General features: G+C 44.6%; 13 protein-coding genes. 1 reads left to right on the top strand and 12 read right to left on the bottom strand.

What is annotated here, in order from left to right:
- Positions 1 to 101: 101 nt before the first annotated feature.
- Complete coding sequence (locus tag G5B11_RS06635) at positions 102 to 2,009, top strand: ABC-F family ATP-binding cassette domain-containing protein (protein WP_173727301.1); 1,908 nt, start codon at positions 102 to 104, stop codon at positions 2,007 to 2,009.
- A gap of 37 nt (positions 2,010 to 2,046) precedes the next feature.
- On the opposite strand, the gene G5B11_RS06630 is transcribed toward G5B11_RS06635, so the two are convergent.
- From G5B11_RS06630 to pglX, 12 genes are all read right to left on the bottom strand, one after another.
- Positions 2,047 to 3,255: an NADP-dependent isocitrate dehydrogenase gene (locus G5B11_RS06630; RefSeq protein WP_173727300.1), complete on the bottom strand. Its 1,209-nt coding sequence runs from the start codon at positions 3,253 to 3,255 to the stop codon at positions 2,047 to 2,049.
- 19 nt (positions 3,256 to 3,274) lie between these two features.
- Positions 3,275 to 4,666: a 2-isopropylmalate synthase gene (locus G5B11_RS06625; protein ID WP_173727299.1), complete on the bottom strand. Its 1,392-nt coding sequence runs from the start codon at positions 4,664 to 4,666 to the stop codon at positions 3,275 to 3,277.
- A gap of 88 nt (positions 4,667 to 4,754) precedes the next feature.
- Complete coding sequence (locus G5B11_RS06620) at positions 4,755 to 5,657, bottom strand: S8 family peptidase (RefSeq protein WP_173727332.1); 903 nt, start codon at positions 5,655 to 5,657, stop codon at positions 4,755 to 4,757.
- Between the two features lie 189 nt (positions 5,658 to 5,846).
- Positions 5,847 to 6,185: a hypothetical protein gene (locus tag G5B11_RS06615; RefSeq protein ID WP_202188984.1), complete on the bottom strand. Its 339-nt coding sequence runs from the start codon at positions 6,183 to 6,185 to the stop codon at positions 5,847 to 5,849.
- 215 nt (positions 6,186 to 6,400) lie between these two features.
- On the bottom strand, positions 6,401 to 8,011 hold the full coding sequence (locus G5B11_RS06610) for a hypothetical protein (RefSeq protein ID WP_173727298.1): 1,611 nt from the start codon (positions 8,009 to 8,011) through the stop codon (positions 6,401 to 6,403).
- Complete coding sequence (locus tag G5B11_RS06605; protein WP_173727297.1) at positions 8,008 to 9,036, bottom strand: hypothetical protein; 1,029 nt, start codon at positions 9,034 to 9,036, stop codon at positions 8,008 to 8,010. Before G5B11_RS06605 ends, G5B11_RS06610 begins: the two co-directional genes overlap by 4 nt.
- A gap of 33 nt (positions 9,037 to 9,069) precedes the next feature.
- The gene (gene brxL, locus G5B11_RS06600; RefSeq protein WP_173727296.1) at positions 9,070 to 11,190 is read right to left on the bottom strand and encodes a protease Lon-related BREX system protein BrxL; all 2,121 of its coding nucleotides are present in this window, start codon (positions 11,188 to 11,190) and stop codon (positions 9,070 to 9,072) included.
- A 23-nt stretch (positions 11,191 to 11,213) separates the two neighbouring features.
- Positions 11,214 to 13,736, bottom strand: a complete 2,523-nt coding sequence (gene pglZ, locus G5B11_RS06595) for a BREX-1 system phosphatase PglZ type A (protein WP_173727295.1) — start codon at positions 13,734 to 13,736, stop codon at positions 11,214 to 11,216.
- A 54-nt stretch (positions 13,737 to 13,790) separates the two neighbouring features.
- Positions 13,791 to 14,012 carry a DUF3791 domain-containing protein gene (locus G5B11_RS06590; protein ID WP_013274273.1) on the bottom strand — a complete coding sequence of 74 codons (222 nt, stop codon included), beginning with the start codon at positions 14,010 to 14,012 and terminating at the stop codon, positions 13,791 to 13,793.
- Between the two features lie 3 nt (positions 14,013 to 14,015).
- Positions 14,016 to 14,255 (bottom strand): hypothetical protein, encoded by a 240-nt coding sequence (locus tag G5B11_RS06585; protein WP_005539002.1) that lies wholly within the window; start codon positions 14,253 to 14,255, stop codon positions 14,016 to 14,018.
- Positions 14,252 to 14,734, bottom strand: coding sequence for a DUF3990 domain-containing protein (locus tag G5B11_RS06580; protein WP_013274275.1), 483 nt, complete (start codon positions 14,732 to 14,734; stop codon positions 14,252 to 14,254). The genes G5B11_RS06585 and G5B11_RS06580 overlap by 4 nt, the downstream gene beginning before the upstream one ends.
- 97 nt (positions 14,735 to 14,831) lie before the next feature.
- Positions 14,832 to 18,467, bottom strand: coding sequence for a BREX-1 system adenine-specific DNA-methyltransferase PglX (pglX, locus tag G5B11_RS06575; protein ID WP_173727294.1), 3,636 nt, complete (start codon positions 18,465 to 18,467; stop codon positions 14,832 to 14,834).
- Positions 18,468 to 18,473: the final 6 nt, after the last annotated feature.

The following is an 18,473-nucleotide window of genomic DNA, read 5'->3' as shown; positions in this document are numbered from 1 at the left end:
TTACTTACTTTGTGACTACTTTATTTATTTTTTGACACCCGATGCCTTTTTATTATATAATAGATTGATTTGTGGATTTCTTATTTTTTGGAGGAACCTTTATGATTTTATCATGTCAGAACATATGTAAAGCATTTGGTGAAGAAGAGATTATCAAAGATGCATGTTTTCATATTGAAGAAAAAGAGAAAGCAGCACTGATCGGCAACAATGGTGCAGGTAAAACCACCCTGCTGCGGATCATTATGAACGAGCTTTCTGCAGATAGCGGTTCTGTAGTGATCTCCAGGGACAAAAAGATCGGCTATCTGGCTCAGTATCAGGATATTCACGGTCATCAAACCATTTATGATGAGCTTAGCTCCACCAAACAGCACATCATAGATATGGAAAACAGAATTCGTACTCTGGAACAGGAAATGAAAAATTCCCAGGGAGATCAGTTAGAAAAACTGATGCAGACCTATTCCCGCCTGACCCACCAGTTTGAGCTGGAAAATGGCTATGCCTACAAAAGCCAGATTGCAGGCGTACTGAAAGGCCTGGGCTTTTCAGAAGAGGATTTCACCAAGCAGATAGAAACCCTTTCCGGAGGCCAGAAAACAAGGGTCGCTCTTGGCAAGCTTCTTCTGTCCCAGCCGGATATCCTGCTTCTTGATGAGCCTACCAACCACCTGGATATGGAAAGCATCGCTTGGCTGGAAAATTATCTGCTCACCTACCCTGGAGCTGTACTGATCGTATCTCATGACAGATACTTTCTTGATAAAGTTGTAACAAAAGTGGTAGAGATCGAAGCCGGATATGTACGGATGTACAGTGGCAATTACTCAGCCTATGCCTTGAAAAAAGCCCAGCTTCGTGATGCTCAGTATAAGGCCTATCTGAACCAGCAACGAGAAATTAAGCATCAGGAAGCAGTGATTGCAAAGCTGAAGTCCTTTAACCGTGAAAAGTCCATCCGCCGTGCGGAAAGCCGTGAAAAAATGCTGGATAAAATGCAGCGTCTGGATAAACCTGCTGAAATAAACGATCAGATGCGTCTCACCCTGGAGCCTCGCTTCATCAGCGGCAATGACGTGCTGACTGTGGAAGAGCTTTCCAAAACTTTTCCGGGACAGACCCTTTTCCAGAATATTTCTTTTGAGATCAAGCGTGGTGAACGAGTAGCCCTTATTGGGAATAACGGAACAGGAAAAACCACATTACTTAAGATCCTGAACCAGGTGATTCCTGCCGATTCCGGCAAGTTTACCCTTGGTTCCAAGGTACAGATCGGTTACTATGACCAGGAACATCATGTACTCCATATGGAAAAAACAGTATTCCAGGAAATCTCCGATACCTATCCTACTCTTACAGAAACACAGATCCGCAATATGCTGGCAGCCTTTCTGTTCACAGGGGATGATGTATTCAAGGTGATTTCCTCTCTTTCCGGTGGAGAGAGAGGCCGTGTTTCCCTTGCAAAGCTGATGCTCTCAGAAGCCAATTTTCTGATCCTGGACGAGCCTACCAATCATCTGGATATTGCTTCCAAGGAAATCCTGGAGGAAGCACTGAACAGTTATACAGGTACTGTCCTTTACGTATCTCATGACCGTTATTTTATCAATCAGACAGCCACCCGGATCATGGATCTGACCAATCAGGCCATTGTGAATTATATTGGGGACTATGATTATTATCTGGAAAAGAAAGAAGAGCTTACTGCCAAATATGCTCCTTTAACAACCCAGGAAGAAGAAGCCGTCCAGGTTTCAGATAACAAGCTTTCCTGGCAGCAGCAAAAGGAACAGCAGGCAAAAGAACGTAAAAGGGAAAACGAACTGAAGAAAACCGAAAAAAGGATTGAAGAACTGGAAGCCCGTGATCAGGAAATTGATGAAACCATGATTCTTCCTGAAGTTTGTACCAACGTAGCAGAATGCACCAGATTAAGTAAAGAAAAAGCTGCCATTGCAGCAGAATTAGAGGAATTATACGAAAAGTGGGAGGAGCTGGCCTGATGGCCGGCTCCTCCTTTGTTATGATGATATTTTTTTATCAGAGAAGCTTTTCCAGATTCTCACGGATGGCAAGGATAAATTCTTTGCTGTTCAGTACTGTTACATCCTTCAAGGAAGTGATCAAAGCCAGGTCCTTTGTCATCTTTCCGCTTTCGATAGTTGAAAGTGTAGCCTTGTCCAGCTTGTCTGCAAAATCCTGCAGTTCCTGGATCCCATCCATCTCTCCTCTTTTACGAAGAGCACCTGTCCATGCAAAAATAGTTGCCACAGAATTGGTGGATGTTTCTTTTCCTTCCAGATGTCTGTAGTAATGTCTCTGCACCGTACCATGAGCAGCCTCATACTCATAGTAGCCGTGAGGGGAAACAAGTACAGAAGTCATCATTGCAAGAGAGCCAAATGCAGAAGATACCATGTCACTCATCACATCTCCGTCATAGTTCTTGCAGGCCCAGATAAAACCGCCCTCTGCTTTCATCACACGGGCTACAATATCATCGATCAGGCTGTAGAAATAAGTGATCCCTGCTTCCTGGAATTTTTCTTTAAATTCTTCTTCATAAATCGTTGCAAAAATCTCTTTGAATTTCCCGTCATAAATCTTGGAGATTGTATCCTTGCCTCCAAACCACAGATCCTGCTTTGTATCCAGTGCATAGTTAAAGCAGCATCTTGCAAAGCTTGCAATGGACTCCTCAATGTTGTGCATTCCCTGGATCACACCTGGATTGTCAAAGTGATGGATCAGTTCTTTTTTAGTCTCTCCATCTGTACCTTCAAATACAAGATATGCGTCACCCGGTTTCTCAATGCTCATCTCTGTATTCTTGTATACATCCCCATATGCATGACGTGCAATGGTGATCGGCTTTTTCCAGTTGCGTACACAAGGCTCAATTCCATTTACAACAATAGGTGCACGGAATACGGTACCATCCAGGATGGCACGAATAGTGCCGTTAGGGCTTTTGTACATTTTCTTCAGGTCATACTCGTCCATTCTTGCCTTATTTGGGGTAATGGTGGCACATTTTACAGCAACTCCGTATTTCTTGGTTGCCTCTGCTGCATCTACAGTAACCTGGTCATCTGTGTCATTTCTGTGCTCCAGGCCAAGATCATAATATTCAGTCTTCAAGTCAATAAAAGGATTCAGAAGTTCATCCTTAATAAGCTTCCAGAGAATACGGGTCATCTCATCTCCGTCCATCTCTACAAGGGGTGTGTTCATCTGAATTTTTGCCATTTAGATATTCCTCCTCTTCTTATTTCAATGTAATACCAAGTCTCTCACAGGTTTCTGCGATCACAGTCTCCAACTCCTTATCAGACAGTACTGTAACACGGCCGTCTTCATACTGGCTGTCTACCCATGCCTTGATCATTGTAACAAGTTCGCTGTTCTTGTCAACCTTCTTATCGCCTTTCAAACGGTAATGGGTATCGATCCAGTGGGCGATCCCAGCTGCTCCTGAAGTATTGGATACTGCTACCTCAGCAGATCTGTTCAGGAATTTCTCTGTATCAAACACATTATAGATCTCTTCATTCTTCAGAAGACCATCTGCGTGGATACCTGCTCTTGTCACATTAAAATTCTTGCCTACAAATGGCGTTCTTTCCGGAATATGATAGCCGATCTCTTTCTCATAATATTCAGCCAGTTCTGTGATCACTGTGGTATCCATACCGCCCAGATTGCCTCTAAGCTGTGCATACTCGAATACCATAGCCTCCAGCGGAGTATTTCCAGTCCGCTCTCCAATACCGAACAATGAGGTATTCACTCCACAGGCACCATACAGCCATGCGGTAGTGGAATTGCTTACAGCCTTATAAAAATCATTATGTCCATGCCACTCGATCAGCTCGGAAGGCACCCCTGCATGAATCATAATACCATAAATAATACCAGGTACAGAACGGGGGATCACAGCACCCGGGTAGTTGACTCCGTAGCCCATAGTATCGCAGCATCTTACCTTTACCGGGATACCATAATGCTGGCGCAGCTTCATAAGCTCCAGACAGAATGGGATCACATAACCGTAAATATCTGCTCTTGTAATATCCTCCAGATGACAACGAACAGAAACACCGATCTCCAAACATTCCTTCACAATACTGAGATAATGCTCCATGGCCTGCTTACGGGTCATCTTCATCTTATAAAATATATGATAATCAGAACAGCTTACAAGGATACCAGTCTCTCGCATACCCATATCACGCACAAGCTGGAAATCCTTCTTATTTGCACGGATCCAGCTGGTCACTTCCGGGAACTCATAGCCACGTTCCATACATTTTTCAACTGCATCCCTGTCCTTTTTGCTGTAGAGGAAAAATTCGGAAGCACGGATCCTTCCCTCCGGGCCGCCCAGCTTATGAAGGTAATCATAAATCCTTACGATCTGATCCGTAGTGTAAGGAGCCCTGGACTGCTGTCCATCTCTGAATGTGGTATCTGTGATCCAGATATCATCCGGCATATGATGGGGAACCACCCTGTCATTAAATGCGATCTTCGGTATTTCAGAATAAGGGAAAAGATTTCGGAATACGTTTGGTGTTTTTACATCCACCAGCGGATACATATGTTCCTCTAACTGAAGCAGATTCGTATGCCGATTCATTGTCACTCGTCTATTTTCCATAATTTCCTCCTCTATGAACACGAATAGTATTCATACTCTATGAATTGTATTCACATCGTTTCCATTGTACTCAAAAAGAGGATCTAAGTCAACGCTTTTGTACGTTACAGTGATAATTTTTTGTCAAATTCAAAAACCGTTCACGGTTGAAGCGACCCCATCCCTGGATATTCCTTGGCAGCTGCATATCGTCTGCACTTTCTTTCAGCATCCTTTTAATAGCCACATTTGTTAGGGTGGGATTCTTTTCCAGAGCGCAGGCAATGGCTCCTGAAACAACCGGGGTGGACATAGAGGTTCCGCTTTTGACTCCATATCCGTAGATCCCGGTGGTGCCTCCTTCTAATGGTTTCCATTTTGTGTAAGGTATACAGGATACGATATGATTTCCCGGCGCAACCACATCCGGCTTGCATACACATTCTTTTGTAGGTCCTCGTCCGGAAACTGCTTTTTTTCCTTCCAGCAGGTCACTGGAACCTACAGTGATCACCTTTTTGTTGCTGCCAGGCGCTGTAATGCTGCCTGACCTTGGACCCTGGTTTCCAGCCGCTGCTACCACTACCAGTCCTTCCTCCCACAGCTGATCCACTGCATCAAGAAGCGCATCCTGTTCATTTGAAGTACAGCAGGTAGTTCCCACAGAAATATTCACCACCCGGATCCGGTACTCCTCCCTATAGCTTCGGATCCACTGAAAAGCCTGCAGCAAATCCTCTTTGCTTCCGTTCCCATATCTGTCTAATACCTTTAAAGCAATAATGCTGCAGCCAGGTGCCGCACCTGTATACCTGCCAGAGGACATTCTGCCATCTCCTGCCAGGATCCCGGTAACATGGGTTCCATGTCCATTATCATCATATGGCTGTCTGCGGTAAAAAAGGAAATCATAAAAAAAACGGATACGGCTGTCAAAGTCTGCATGGGGGAAAAGCCCGGTATCCAGCACTGCCACTCCGATCCCTTTTCCAGTATATGTCCTGCCTGTCATAAGCCTCTCCGGAAAGGTCTTCTTATTATTATATTCAAAAAGTTCCCCTGTTGCCATCTGCATATCCATAAGCATCAGAATGGAATCTACTTGTTCAATGCCCATAATTCATCATCATGCTTAACCAAACATACCCCAATCATGTAGTAATCCAATGCATTCTCGTCTTTTGATTTAAAATAGAATCGTTCAATCCTCATACCATTCCTTATAAGCCAGTATCGCAGATACAATCATTTCGGGATAAAGATTATAATATCGTCTACAAACCTTCTTGAACAGATTCAGCATTCTTTCATCATGACATGCATCAAGCATGTAATCCAGCAGATATTCCACTTCCTTTTCAGATGCCTTCTCTGCAATAATGCTATCTACAAGCGGCTTATAGTAATTATATGACAGCTCACTTGCCTCTTGAATTCTCTCTACAATCGCATTTATATCCATATCCATTTTTGCCCCCTGAAGCCTAGTCCAGACTTCACTTCCCACTGCATCCTCCATTTCCGCAGAATCCGTAGCCATATGTATGCTCATGTCCGTAATACTTGTATCTGGGCAGGAGAATTTGACAAATAACCTGAATGTCTTGCTCCTTAACACAGGGAGCCGCCATGAACTTTTTCGTTATGTAAGGCTTTATATCTGCCAGCACCTGTGACATCGAGGCTTTCTTCTTGGTCACGATAATCCCCCCTTTCACAAACTCTCGTGCAGCAAAAATATACCCGTGCGGGTTATTATTGTAGACTAATACCTAATCCTCTTAATAACTTCATAAACGCCGGCAATTCCTCTGCTCCTAATATTTTATTAGAGTGGTGACCTGTATAATCAATCGCATTGATTCCAGCCATTTTCACATATTTATCTTTTTCTTCGGCCTTTAATGTCGTCGTTAAAATGCACTGGCGTTTTAATTCAGATAACAATGCCAAAACACGTTCTTCCTTCTCCGTTGACAAATCTTCCGCACGAAAAGAATCCATTATAATTGGGCAAGAATGCTTCGTTAATTTAGCAATGCTAATCAATCTTGCAATGTAATATACTGTTTCCTCACTTCCAGATACAACTGAGCCTCTTTTGGTAAACAGATCATCGTATAATTGCTTGCTTTCGATATCTATTTTCCCCTTCACCTGATTCATTTCTTCTACTATCGCTTCGTAAAAATCTTGCTGTGCCTTTTTGGAATCCTCTGTCTGTTTCTTTCCTGCTTTAACTTTTTGCTTTATGTCATCAATGGCTTCATCAAGTTTTTGTACCTTTTCTTCAATTTCAGCAATACTACTAAAGCCATTTTTATATGCCACTATGTTCTCGATTGTAATGTCTTCATCTTGCATTATCTCTTCAATTCGTTGCTGCATAGAAGAAATTTCAAAATCATACTTTTCTATTTCTTCAGTATACGCACTAATCCGTTCTTCAATGGACGCAATTATCTGCGATCTCATTTCAGGGGTAGACACATCAAACGAGTATGTAATTTTTCCTTTGCCTTTATATGCAATATGCGTAGAGTCACAGTCCATACAACGGAGTTCTCCTACCTCAATATTACGATTAAGGGAACGAAGCTCTTTTAATGTTCCATTCCATAAGCTTCTCTTTGTTGCCAGCTTGTTTCTCATTTTACGCAAATCAGATATCTTTCCAGTTATTTCTTCCATTTCGCATATTCTATTTTGAAATGCTACTTTGTCTTGAATTCGACTCAAATATTCTTTCGCCGGTGTCGATGTTTTATAAAATTCACTGATTTCCAGCTGCTCCTTACGTTTTGCTTCTAATTCCTTAATTTGATTTTTTAATCGAGTTATCTCATCAGCCGAGAGCGTAGATTCAGTCTCCCCCGCATAGAAACAAACCATATCCTTGAAGTTATCCTTATGATAGAATCCGGAATTAAAAATTGTTGATGTATCTTTTCCATCTTGCCCAACAAAGAACATCTGTGCGTATAGTTCCATGTCAGCAATTCTCTTGTTGCCATTCACAGATATTTGAGGCAACGAAAACACATTGTTGTTCCAGAAATTCTTAAATTCAGCAGTATCTTCAAAAAATCTAATATCACCTGCGCAAGATACGATGTAGGAATCGCCTCTTCTCACTACTATATAGACCTTATTATTTTCTTCAAATTCCAAATAATAATAATATTCCTTATAGTTGAATGAGCTCGGAAAAATCGGTTTGTTTCCGATAGTATACAGCATTGATTGAATCACTATCGTTTTTCCCTTATTGTTTTCGTCGCTATATATGATATTGATCCCATCAGAAAATTCGCTTTCGATATATGCCTCATCAGTATTTCCCAGCCCCACTTTAATAATTTTCATGGAAGTAATCCCTCCTTAATCTTTGCTATAAAATACTTAAGTGATAACACATCGAAGTTAGGGCATTCATCAATTACGACATCAGCAATCTGCTGGAAAATAAAGTCAATATTCCTGTTCGGGTATTTCATTAGCAAAGTATATATTTCTTCAAATAATTTCCAAAACCCCTGTGCAGCGGAATTATTGAATAACGCCATACATAAAGATCGCTGGCATTGTTCAATCATTGATTGCCTCTGCTCTTCAGGAAATTTTGAAACTATCTCAATAAACGGTGTAGGAACTCCTCTTTCAAGAGGATTACTATTAATAATTCTTTGTAGAACAAGCAATCTGATTTCTGATGTTGTCAGGTGACGACCATACGAAAGCACTTCATCAATATGATCTATCACAACTCCTTCAACAATCGTATTTTTCTTTTCTGATTGTTTATTCCTGATTTCATTAAAAATAGCAATCAGTTCAGAATCTGATGGAACTATTTTGGGATGGTTACTAATAATCGCCTTAATGTAATCCGCCGGTTCTTTATCATCCACAACAAACCAAACCAACTTTAGAAACTTTTCTAATGATTCATCCGTTATCTTATCTGATTCGATATACTCCTTTTCCGTGCATTCTTCTTTCAGACCTGAAAGTACGCTTTTCAAAGCCTTAGGAGTAATATTTGTGGACTGAAAGACATTCTGTTTAGCATCAATCCTGAAAGTATCCGGAACGCCACCTAAAAAAATAATATATGTAAAAAAATCAAAATCGCTCACATGGTTTTTATATAGAGTAACAAGCTCCCGACCGATTGTTTTCGCAGAACCGGTTTTTGATGCCTTTGACTGGACATCCCAAAGCTTTCTTGCCATTCTGTCCATTCCTGTAATATCATTAAAAAAATCCACGACAAAATAGTTGATTTGCGAACTATCTTCCCGAAAATTCAAAAGATAAAGCATCGCCTTTGTCTCAAAGTCAGCACCTGATTTTCTTAATTTTTCCGAAGATTGCACCTTATACGGCATAAGCAAAAACACCTTCTTTCATTCAGAGACCTGTTACTCTACTCCCAACGCCTTAAACACCGCATCTTCCGCGCTGCTGTAGAAAATCAGATTAAAACTGCCCACCAGCTCCGGCGGCACGGTGCCAAGGTCTGCTGCACTGGTAATCGGAAGCAGCACTTTCTTTGCTCCGCTATCGAGACACACCTGCAAACTATTGGCAAGCTCGTCCACCTTCAGAATCGTGCCACTAATACTGATTTCTCCCAGCACGGCAAGTGTACTGACCGTAGGCCGTCCAAGAGCGATGCTGCATAGTGCAATCAATGTAGGCAATGCCAGCTTTCCGGTCATGCCAATGCCCTGTAAATCCTGATAGTTGATGATGTAATCCCGCATCGTGGTACTGATGCTGCCACTGATACGATTTCCGTTTGCTTTCAGGAAATTGAACGCCGTATTCGTGGATTCCTTGCAATCACGGTCGCTGCCAAGGCCAGTGCGCTCAAATTTTCCGTTGCCGGGCAGCATCTGGCTCTCAAGGCGGAATACGCCGATCATACCAGACTTGCCCTGACTTACAGTATATACCTGTCCAGGATTGCAGATGCCATCGGGGATGAGCTTTCCGCCGCCCTGCTCTGGCACGGAAACAAATTTTTCTTCAAAGGTATCAAGGTCGATATAGCTGAAGTTCACATCATAGAACTCCATTCCACCCAGTTTTTTCAGCTGCTCCTTGACGCGACGGCGCATTTCCAGCGCAAATACAAGAATTTCTTCAATCTGTTCCTTCGTGAACTCCCCATCCGGATACAGCAATTTCACATAGCCGCCTACAATCTTGCGGACAGCAATCGTATCGCGCTGGTTCAGGTTCTTTCCAAGGCGGAAATACTTATCCAACGCATCACCATACTGTTCTTTCCGCAGTTCTCGAATAAACTCTGCCAAGTAATCCGTGATAAAGCCGTAATCGTTTGTAAAATGCTCCGGACGGAACTTCGGAATCTCCCAGCCTGGAATGTAGCAATGCAGACGGTCAAGAAAGGCTGTGTCCGTTCCCATCTCCGGCGGGAACGGGTCAAACAGAGAGGAAGTCTTGAGCAACACATCCACGCTCTGATTAATGTTTCCTACAAAGACCATAGATGCCGATGCTGCCTTTTCCTCTTTGCCACGGGCAAAGGAGCCGGAAGCCATATAATCTTTCATAATCTGAATGCCGTCTTTGTCCTTAAACTTGATTCCGGCAACCTCATCAAAGGCCACGCAGTCCCATATGCCTACCAAACCTACGGTTTTGCGCCCCATATTGTAAAACAAATTTGCAACGGTCGTCTGACCACCGGATACCAGGATACTGTTCGGGCTGATTTCTTTATAGATATGGGACTTGCCTGTGCTGCGCGGCCCCAACTCACAGAGATTGAAGTTGTTCTCCACCAACGGCAGCATACGCGCAAGCAGCAGCCATTTTTCCCGATTGTTCAACTGTTCCGGCTCATATCCGCAGGAACGCAACATAACATCCATCCACTCTTCCTGTGTGAATGCCTTGCGTCCCTCTCGAACTTCTTCAATGTCGATATGGGGCATCTGAATCGGAGTCAGCTTATGGATGCTGATGGGAGAGATATCCTTCTGCTTTTTCTGTTTAGAAGAAATCGGCTGTCCATCTATATCCGTGATTCCAAAGCTGCTGTCTCCCTCGGATTCATATTCCAGCTGCACGATGCACCAGATACCGCCGCAAAGCAGCCGGTCATATTTTTCCGGATAATCATCCGTAATCGGCACATTGGTGAGACCAAGGTTAGAGAACTCTGCAAAAAAGCAATCCTTTTTGATGTCCAGATGCACGGTCACCATATCAATAATGGTATGGCTCCCGTTCTTACGCAGTTGTGAGAGAATTTTCTGAGCCTCATCTGGGCGGACAAAATTATCTGCCAGAATGCGTTTTACATTCTGAACGCCCTGCTCAATGATTGTCTCATCGTCTGAACTACAATACTGACCCAGCAGGAACTCCAGCACATAGACCGGAACATTCGCTCCTTCTTTTATTTTCTTTGTCAGGTCTTTGCGGACGATCCGACCGTCAAAGTTGCTGCGCAGCTTCCGACGCAGTACTTCACGGGTATCATCTGCCGCCATATCCATCATTTCCATACGGAATTCCTGCCTCCTCTATATCAGAATCCGAATCCAAAGTCATCTGCAAAGGCAATGTCCATGATAACAGGCTGCCTCCACTGCTCCAGACCGCTTTCTTCGTCGTAAACCACAAGGTAATACTGCTTGTCCTTGTCGTATTTCTTATTCTTGAATGTGAACCGCATCCGGAAGATACGCTTCTGCGCATTTTCCTCACGACTGTCCGCCACATAACTGTTTTCGTTCGAGATTTTCTCATTGTCTTCCGAGAGGAAGAAAATACGGTATTTTGCCGCTTTTACAGTATCACTGACGGCATCCGACTGGATAAAATCCATGGAAGTGATCAGGTTCGTAATCTTATGGACGATGCTGACCAGAGCAATCTCTGCATTCTTTGTCTCCATGTGACCACGTTCCATCTTAAACTCCAGCACCGGCACCAGCATTTCCTGCGGCGAGGAACCGCCATGCACATAGTTAGCACCGCCTCCGGTCACCTTAAAGACATTGCTGCTGACAGGATAGGACACCTCCTTGCTGTCCTCATTCCCCAGAACGCGTCCCATGCTCATATGGTCGATGCCGTCATCTTCCAGTGCCGCCTTGGACACAATAAATCTGCGATTGACAAATACTTTGTCCGCGCTTTTCCCGGAGATTTTGTCACTTTCTGTCAGCTTATCACGCTTATAAATAAAGCCATGATCGGCAGTAACGATAAAATGATAGGTGTTGCCGCTGACGGAGATTCTATGAATCAGATCCATAATTTCCTGAACGGCTTCCTCACACGCATGAAATACCTCATCCTCGGTATTTGCCTTGTCTCCACGCGCGTCAATCTGATTATGATATACATAGATAATCTGACGTTTTGTCAGCACATCTCGCAGCTCTGCCACTTTCAAATTTTTGATATCATCGAACTGTACACAGACACTATCCGGGGTATAGCTTTGCAGCACCTGCTGCCGACCGGCCAGATTATCGCAAAGGATACCATCTGCCAGTACCTGAAAGTCATCCGTCATCTCCAGAGTCTTATGCGGCAAAAGCGCTGCCATGCCAAGCCTCGTATAAGACGGAAGAACACTCAGCTGCACAGAAAGTTTTGCCGTGCATTTGGGGTCATCCTGCATTCGGGCAAACAATTCCTGTCCGACCTCGTAACGCATGGCATCCGAAATGATGACCACCGTGCGTTCTTTGGTATATCGCAGATTGGCATTGTAAAAATCCCGCTGCAACGGAATTACCGAAAATGCGGCATCCTGCTGGATTCCAGCATTCCAGGCAGGGAGCAGGCAAGCCAGATATTCGTTCGTGTAGATATTTTCCACCAGTTCCCGAAGCGGCTCAAAGCTTTCCGTGCTCTCCAGCTGGTCGTAATAATAGTAGAAATTCCGATACTGCTGATCCATATTGTAATCCGCAGCAAGATATCGGTCGATGATTGGCTTTAAGCCATCTGCAGCATGGTAATCCGCTTCCTTCACCATGCTGTATGCACTGGAAAGCATCTGATAGATCTTTCCAGTCTTTCTGCCAAAGTGCATTTTAGCCCGTTTTTCACAGAGTTCCGGAATGGTAAATCCGTTTACGATTGCACCGATATCTTCCGAAACAAGTCTGCCAATGAGCCACTTTACCAGCACCTGATCCACGACAAGGAAAGTATCGCACTCCATCAAATCGTCCACTCGCATTCCTGCAAATGCCGAAAAAACATTCAGCCCTTTGGCAACGTGTGCCGACAGAGCATCGTATTTGTCCCTGTACAGAACGCTGTTCATCAGGCTATCGAGGAATGCGATAATATTGCCTGACTTGTAGGAGACAAAGCTCTTCCATGCTGCCGGAAGCTCTGCCTGCACATATCGCCCAGTATAAGTAACGAACAATGTTACCAGCAGCCGTTCCAAACTCGGTTTTGTATCGGTGTATCCGAAATGCTGCTCACAGAGCTGCCAGAATGCAGACAGCAGGTCGTATTTTTCAAACTCCTGCAAGAAAGCATTGTCCATCAACTCGCCATCCATCAACACGATGCGCACGACTTCCTCAAAAGAGCAGGTACGCGCCTTGCAGACTGCACTGAGCAGACCGACAAGGATATTTTCTTCATTGAAGTTTTCGATTTCCAAATCATAGAACCGCTGAGTGCGCTCTTTGTTGGCGAAAAATTTGATGTGCTTCTCAATAACCGGCTTGTACTTTTCCTCAATACCCAGGTCAACCGACAGGAGGGAAGCACGGTCGGCAAAAAACCGTCTGGAATACAGCATTGTGTCTTCCAGATGGTTGTCCCTTACATCCGGCTTCGGAAACGGTGCATAAATCAGATAATTCGTGGTCTTATCCACACGCTCCAGAAAATACTTTGTATAGAACTGGTTATCCGGCTGGAGATGGTAGATCTTCGCATTCTGAAGCTCCACCGTCTCCATATCCTCGGCAAATTCTGCCTTGTCATCGTACCAGAAAACCAGTTTCCGGGTCTCCCCGGTAAATTCCGCATTCAGGCGGTCTATAATTTGTTTCAGGTTCAATTCTGCCATATCAATTTCCTTTACTTGATAGATTCCGCCCTTTGGGGAATATCATACAGGCAGTTACGCCTTGATCCGTTTATTGCCTGTGATGCTGCTAATATAATCGTCAATATCCTGCACGATGCAATGGTCCCCCATTGTGTGCAGTGATTCAAAATACTTTGTGATATACCCATAGATGCCATACTCTTCAAAAGTCTTTGCCACATCTGCACCGGAAAGCCCTTTGAAATGACGGTACCGCTCCATGCAATAAATCAAAAAATTGGATTCTTTGCTCATCGCTCACGCCTCCTCCGGGTAATCATAGGAGCCTGTCAGAAGTTCATCTTGATACATGGTATACAGCGTCATCGGGCTGTAATGCCACAATTTTGATTTTTCATCCGAAAGTTCCTGATAGAGCTTGGACTGATAAAAGCGGGAAATCGCTTTTTCATCATCCACATTGCTGTTTTTGGTAATCTGTTCGATGATGGGCGGCACAATGATTGCAAGCATTGCGCTGAACTGATCTTCGTTCATACAAGCTCCCTCCCTTCAAAATGCAAATATTGCAGGGACTTCTCAGTTGCAAACACCAGCTGGTTGAACAATTTCCGAATCTTGAGTGCCGCCAGTGTCTGTTCCTTATCCAACACTCCGGTCATATACAGGGTAATGGTGCGGTACACATCATCATTTGCCACAGCACCATAAATCAGGTCATGTTGCTTTCCCTGATAGGTTCCCTGACGGTTCTCAGCTACAAAATCCAACCATGCTTCATCTGGGCTATCAAAGCGCAGCAAGCTGCACTCCTTGAAAGCCACAGCTTCCTCTACGGAATAAATATTGAGCGTAGCGGCTCCTGTTTTGCGGCGGTCAGTGACCTTTTGAGCGAAGTTCACTGCCTGATCGCGGTTAGTGGTGGTGTAAAATCCAAAACCGAAGTCCAGATAGCGATTTTGCCGGATAAGTTTCGGCTGTTCTACGATAACATTGCTTCCGTGGTACAAAATCATTGCAAACGCCTCCTGTTCCTCTTATTTCTTTTCTTTCACCATCTCGGCTGTCGCCTCGATGTCGGCACTCGTCAAGGTGCGACTCGTGCAAGCACGGTCACACTTTTCCTCGTTGCTTCGCCATGATGTTCTTGCTGTCCGCCAGAACCTCATAGAACTTGCCGTCCTGTGCAGTCTGGAGCTTACGGTAGTTGACCTTTACGCCGTCATCGAGGTCAAGCTCGATACGTGAAAGTGCCAGATGGCTGATCTTCTCATCATATTCTCGGCATTCCTTCAGCTGCTTGGCAAGTTTATCTTTGCGCTTAGAGGCTGCTGCCACCTCGCGGGCATTCTCGCTGTGATCCATCATATCCTGCATCCGGTTGATCTCGGATTCATATACGCGCTGCATCTTGTGCAGGTAGTCGATACGCAGGTTACCAATGGTATCCGGCGTATAGCGGTGCAGGTAAACCAGTGCCTTGAAGCCGTTCTGCTTGCCACTGTCAAACAGCCAGTAGATCGGACGCTTGCCGGAACCGGTAACAGAGTAAGTCTGGCAGTGATCCTTGAAAAAATCGTTTAGGAAGTAGTTGCGGATGATCTCCCGGCTGGTGCTGCCCTTATTGCCAAGAGCTTTTGCGATGTAATCCAGGTTTGCTTCCAGCGTATCGGCACCGTAAACCGCTTTCAGCCATGCACACAGGCGCGATACGATATCATCGTCCAGATATTCTTCATCGGTGATGGGGATGACATTATCAGCATCCGGAATATAGCTCTGGTATTTGCTGCCGTCCCACTCGCCGCCTGCATAGGCAAGCCCCTCCACATCCAGCGAGTAGCGGCCAAACATACAGCCCACGGCATAGCTGAGCAGGCTCTTGATGTCCCGCTGCAAATCCGCCTTGCGCACGGTCACATCTTTATCTTCCACTTCTGGGGTCAGCTCGTCCTGCAAGCCGTAAATGTCAATAAAAATGCGATTCAACTCTTCCTCGTTGGCTTTCAGCTGGTTAAAACGGTCATCACATTCCGCCTGCCACTGGATAAAGGCTTCGGAAATCGTGGAGACATTGCGGAGCAATGGATGCTTCTTAAAGTCCCAAGATTCCTCGAAAGAGTCCCATTCTTCCTTCGATTTTGCAATATTATCTTGTGTCAGTTCATTGATATTCTTTTTCTTATTACCAACATCTGCAATGGGAACAGCAATAATGTCCCCTGTTTGCATATTTATTGTTGGATTTTTCATTTTTAAGACGGCCTGCGTTATTTTAGTATTCATTAACGCCAACATAAAAAACACATCTTCATGGCTTGGCATAATCGCACATGCCGCAGACTCCATAATAAAACCTTCCGGCATATACCTACATGAAAAATCTCCTGTTGATACTTTTGACCATGAAACTCCCTCATGGTAAAAGCAATCCAAGCTTTTCAAAAATCTCGACCAGTGTTTTCCGTTGTTCTTCTTAGTTGCAAAGGCCTTTAATTCTATCCCATCATTCTCCCAGTTAATTAAATATTCTTGGTTGCCATACCATCTTCTAAAGGATCCACCTTTGTTACATGGAATCCATTTATAACCGTATCCATTATATATTGAGCTTATATTAAAACCTATTTTTTTCGACGACACTTCTTGCCATAATTTTAGGAATGTTGCATTTTCTCCAGTTGAAGACCCTGTTATCGTTTTATACTCAGAGCCAAGCGTTCTTCCCGAATCATACATCGCCAACATTTTATCACTTGCCCAATATGCCACCGGCTTCCCCGGAATTTTTGAAAAAGCAGTTTGCTCTACATGGTAACGGTTTTCACCAGAAAGATACATTTTTTCTTTAGCTTGCTGAGAAACGCCATCAGTCAATCTACAGTATGTTCCCTTGTATTTTTTTAGGCTATTAGACCACCGAACGAATGTCGTGGTTTGTACAACCTCCCCACCAATCTCTTCAAATGCTCTTGCACCAAGATGTGCCATATTGATAGTTTCGGTCAGCATCATCTTTTCGCGCAGTTTTTCAAAGCTTGACAGAAACATCCAACTATGCTGAGTAATCATTGCCTGAAACCCATTTCTTACTGTTTGCTGATGACAACGCTCAATAAAAACCGCAAACAAGTCCGATTTACTGTCCGAATAATTATCTTTAATGTAATTGTTGACTTCTGCACTAAGATTCGCAGTAACTGCATAGGGCGGATTCGTACAGGTAACCCAATATTTCCGTGCCATTGTCTCGCCAATGTCAATGAGCCGGTTCAGCTGTTCGGCGGTATCTTCCACACCCACGCTGTCCATGCTGATCTGGCCGTCGGTGTCCTCCGCTGCCACAAACCGGCGCAGCAAATCCCAGTTATAGTTCTCCACATTGAGGATGGAGCCGTATTCCTTGGCATCGGTCAGGGTGTCCAGCAGACCTTCCAACTGCATCTTAGCCGCGTTCTTCTCGATATCGTCCATCCCTGCACCAAAATATTTCAGGTGCGCACGGTTGATGCTGTTGCTCTCCTGAATGGCATAGACATGGCAGGTGTTTTCTCCGTTGAGGATACGGCGGTTGTACTGCCGTGCTTTCATCATCACGGCAAAGTACGCCAACTGATAGGCACGATCATCAATATCCAGACCGTAGATGTTGTGTTCCAGAATGCTCTTTGCAGCATCACGCTGGCTGTAGCCGGCACTCTCGTAAATCTGCATCAGCACATCAAAAGCATATACCAGGATATGACCGGAACCCATGCAGGGGTCAATGAGCTTGATATCTTCCGGGTTCAGGGCAGCGTACTCTTTACGAATTTCCGAGAGTTTTGCCTGTACCTCCGGCTCCTGCTGTGCTTCTTCCAGATAGTATTTCCAGTTTTCTTTCAGGCCGCAGTCCGGGTGTCCTTCCACCCACAGACGGCCAAGGCTGTTTTCCACCATGTAACGAACGATCCAGTCCGGGGTAAACAGCTGGGTCACGGCAGGGATTTCCTCTTTGGTAATCTTACCGTTCTTGGCAAAGGCAGCGGCCTTCGGCTCAGTGTTGTAATACTGGTACAACCAGCCGATGATTTCCACCTGACCACCACGCTCAATGCTGAAGTCATCCTCCGGGATATCGTGAATCAGGTGATAGACTACACCATCCTGGTCGATAACGGACAGGCTGAGCAGCAGCTCGGTGTAGTTCTTTGTCTTTTCAAACAGCGCAGGCAAAATCTCGTTCAGGGCGTTGCACTGTTTCAGGAACAGGATGCGGAACACTTCGTCCAGCTTATTGTCCTGCTTCAGCTGGAAAATCTGAGCTTCTTCCTCCGCAGTGAAGGGAAGCTCTGCGTCAAACGGTGTTGTGACCAGATCCGGCTCCAGCTTTCCGCTCTCGGAAGAAAGCACTCGAATATGGGAAGGCAGATAGTCGTTGACCTCCATGAAACGGATCGCGATCAGGCGATTGAACCATGTATAGGCAACCTCCTCGATCACATACTGATATGCGGTTTTGTAGTCGGTATCCTTTTCCTTCTGCTGGATGACCTCTATCAGCTTGTCACGCTGCCGCACGGCCTCGCCGGAAATCGAATACGGTTCTGCGGTGCCGATATCGAAGAACTGAGTGCCGCCGAAGCTCTGCGGCAACGGCTTTGCAATGCCCTCCGACCTAATACCGATCAGGCGAGCATCATAGCTGACATCTGCAATCAGCTTATTCCGCGCCCAGATCGCAAAATTCTTTATGGCTGTCTTGTTCATTTTCTA

The sequence above is a fragment of the Blautia glucerasea genome, from assembly GCF_013304385.1.
GTDB lineage: Bacteria > Bacillota > Clostridia > Lachnospirales > Lachnospiraceae > Blautia_A > Blautia_A ammoniilytica.
The sequence above is the reverse complement of the archived record's forward strand: the minus strand, read 5'-3'. Positions and strand labels throughout refer to the sequence as shown.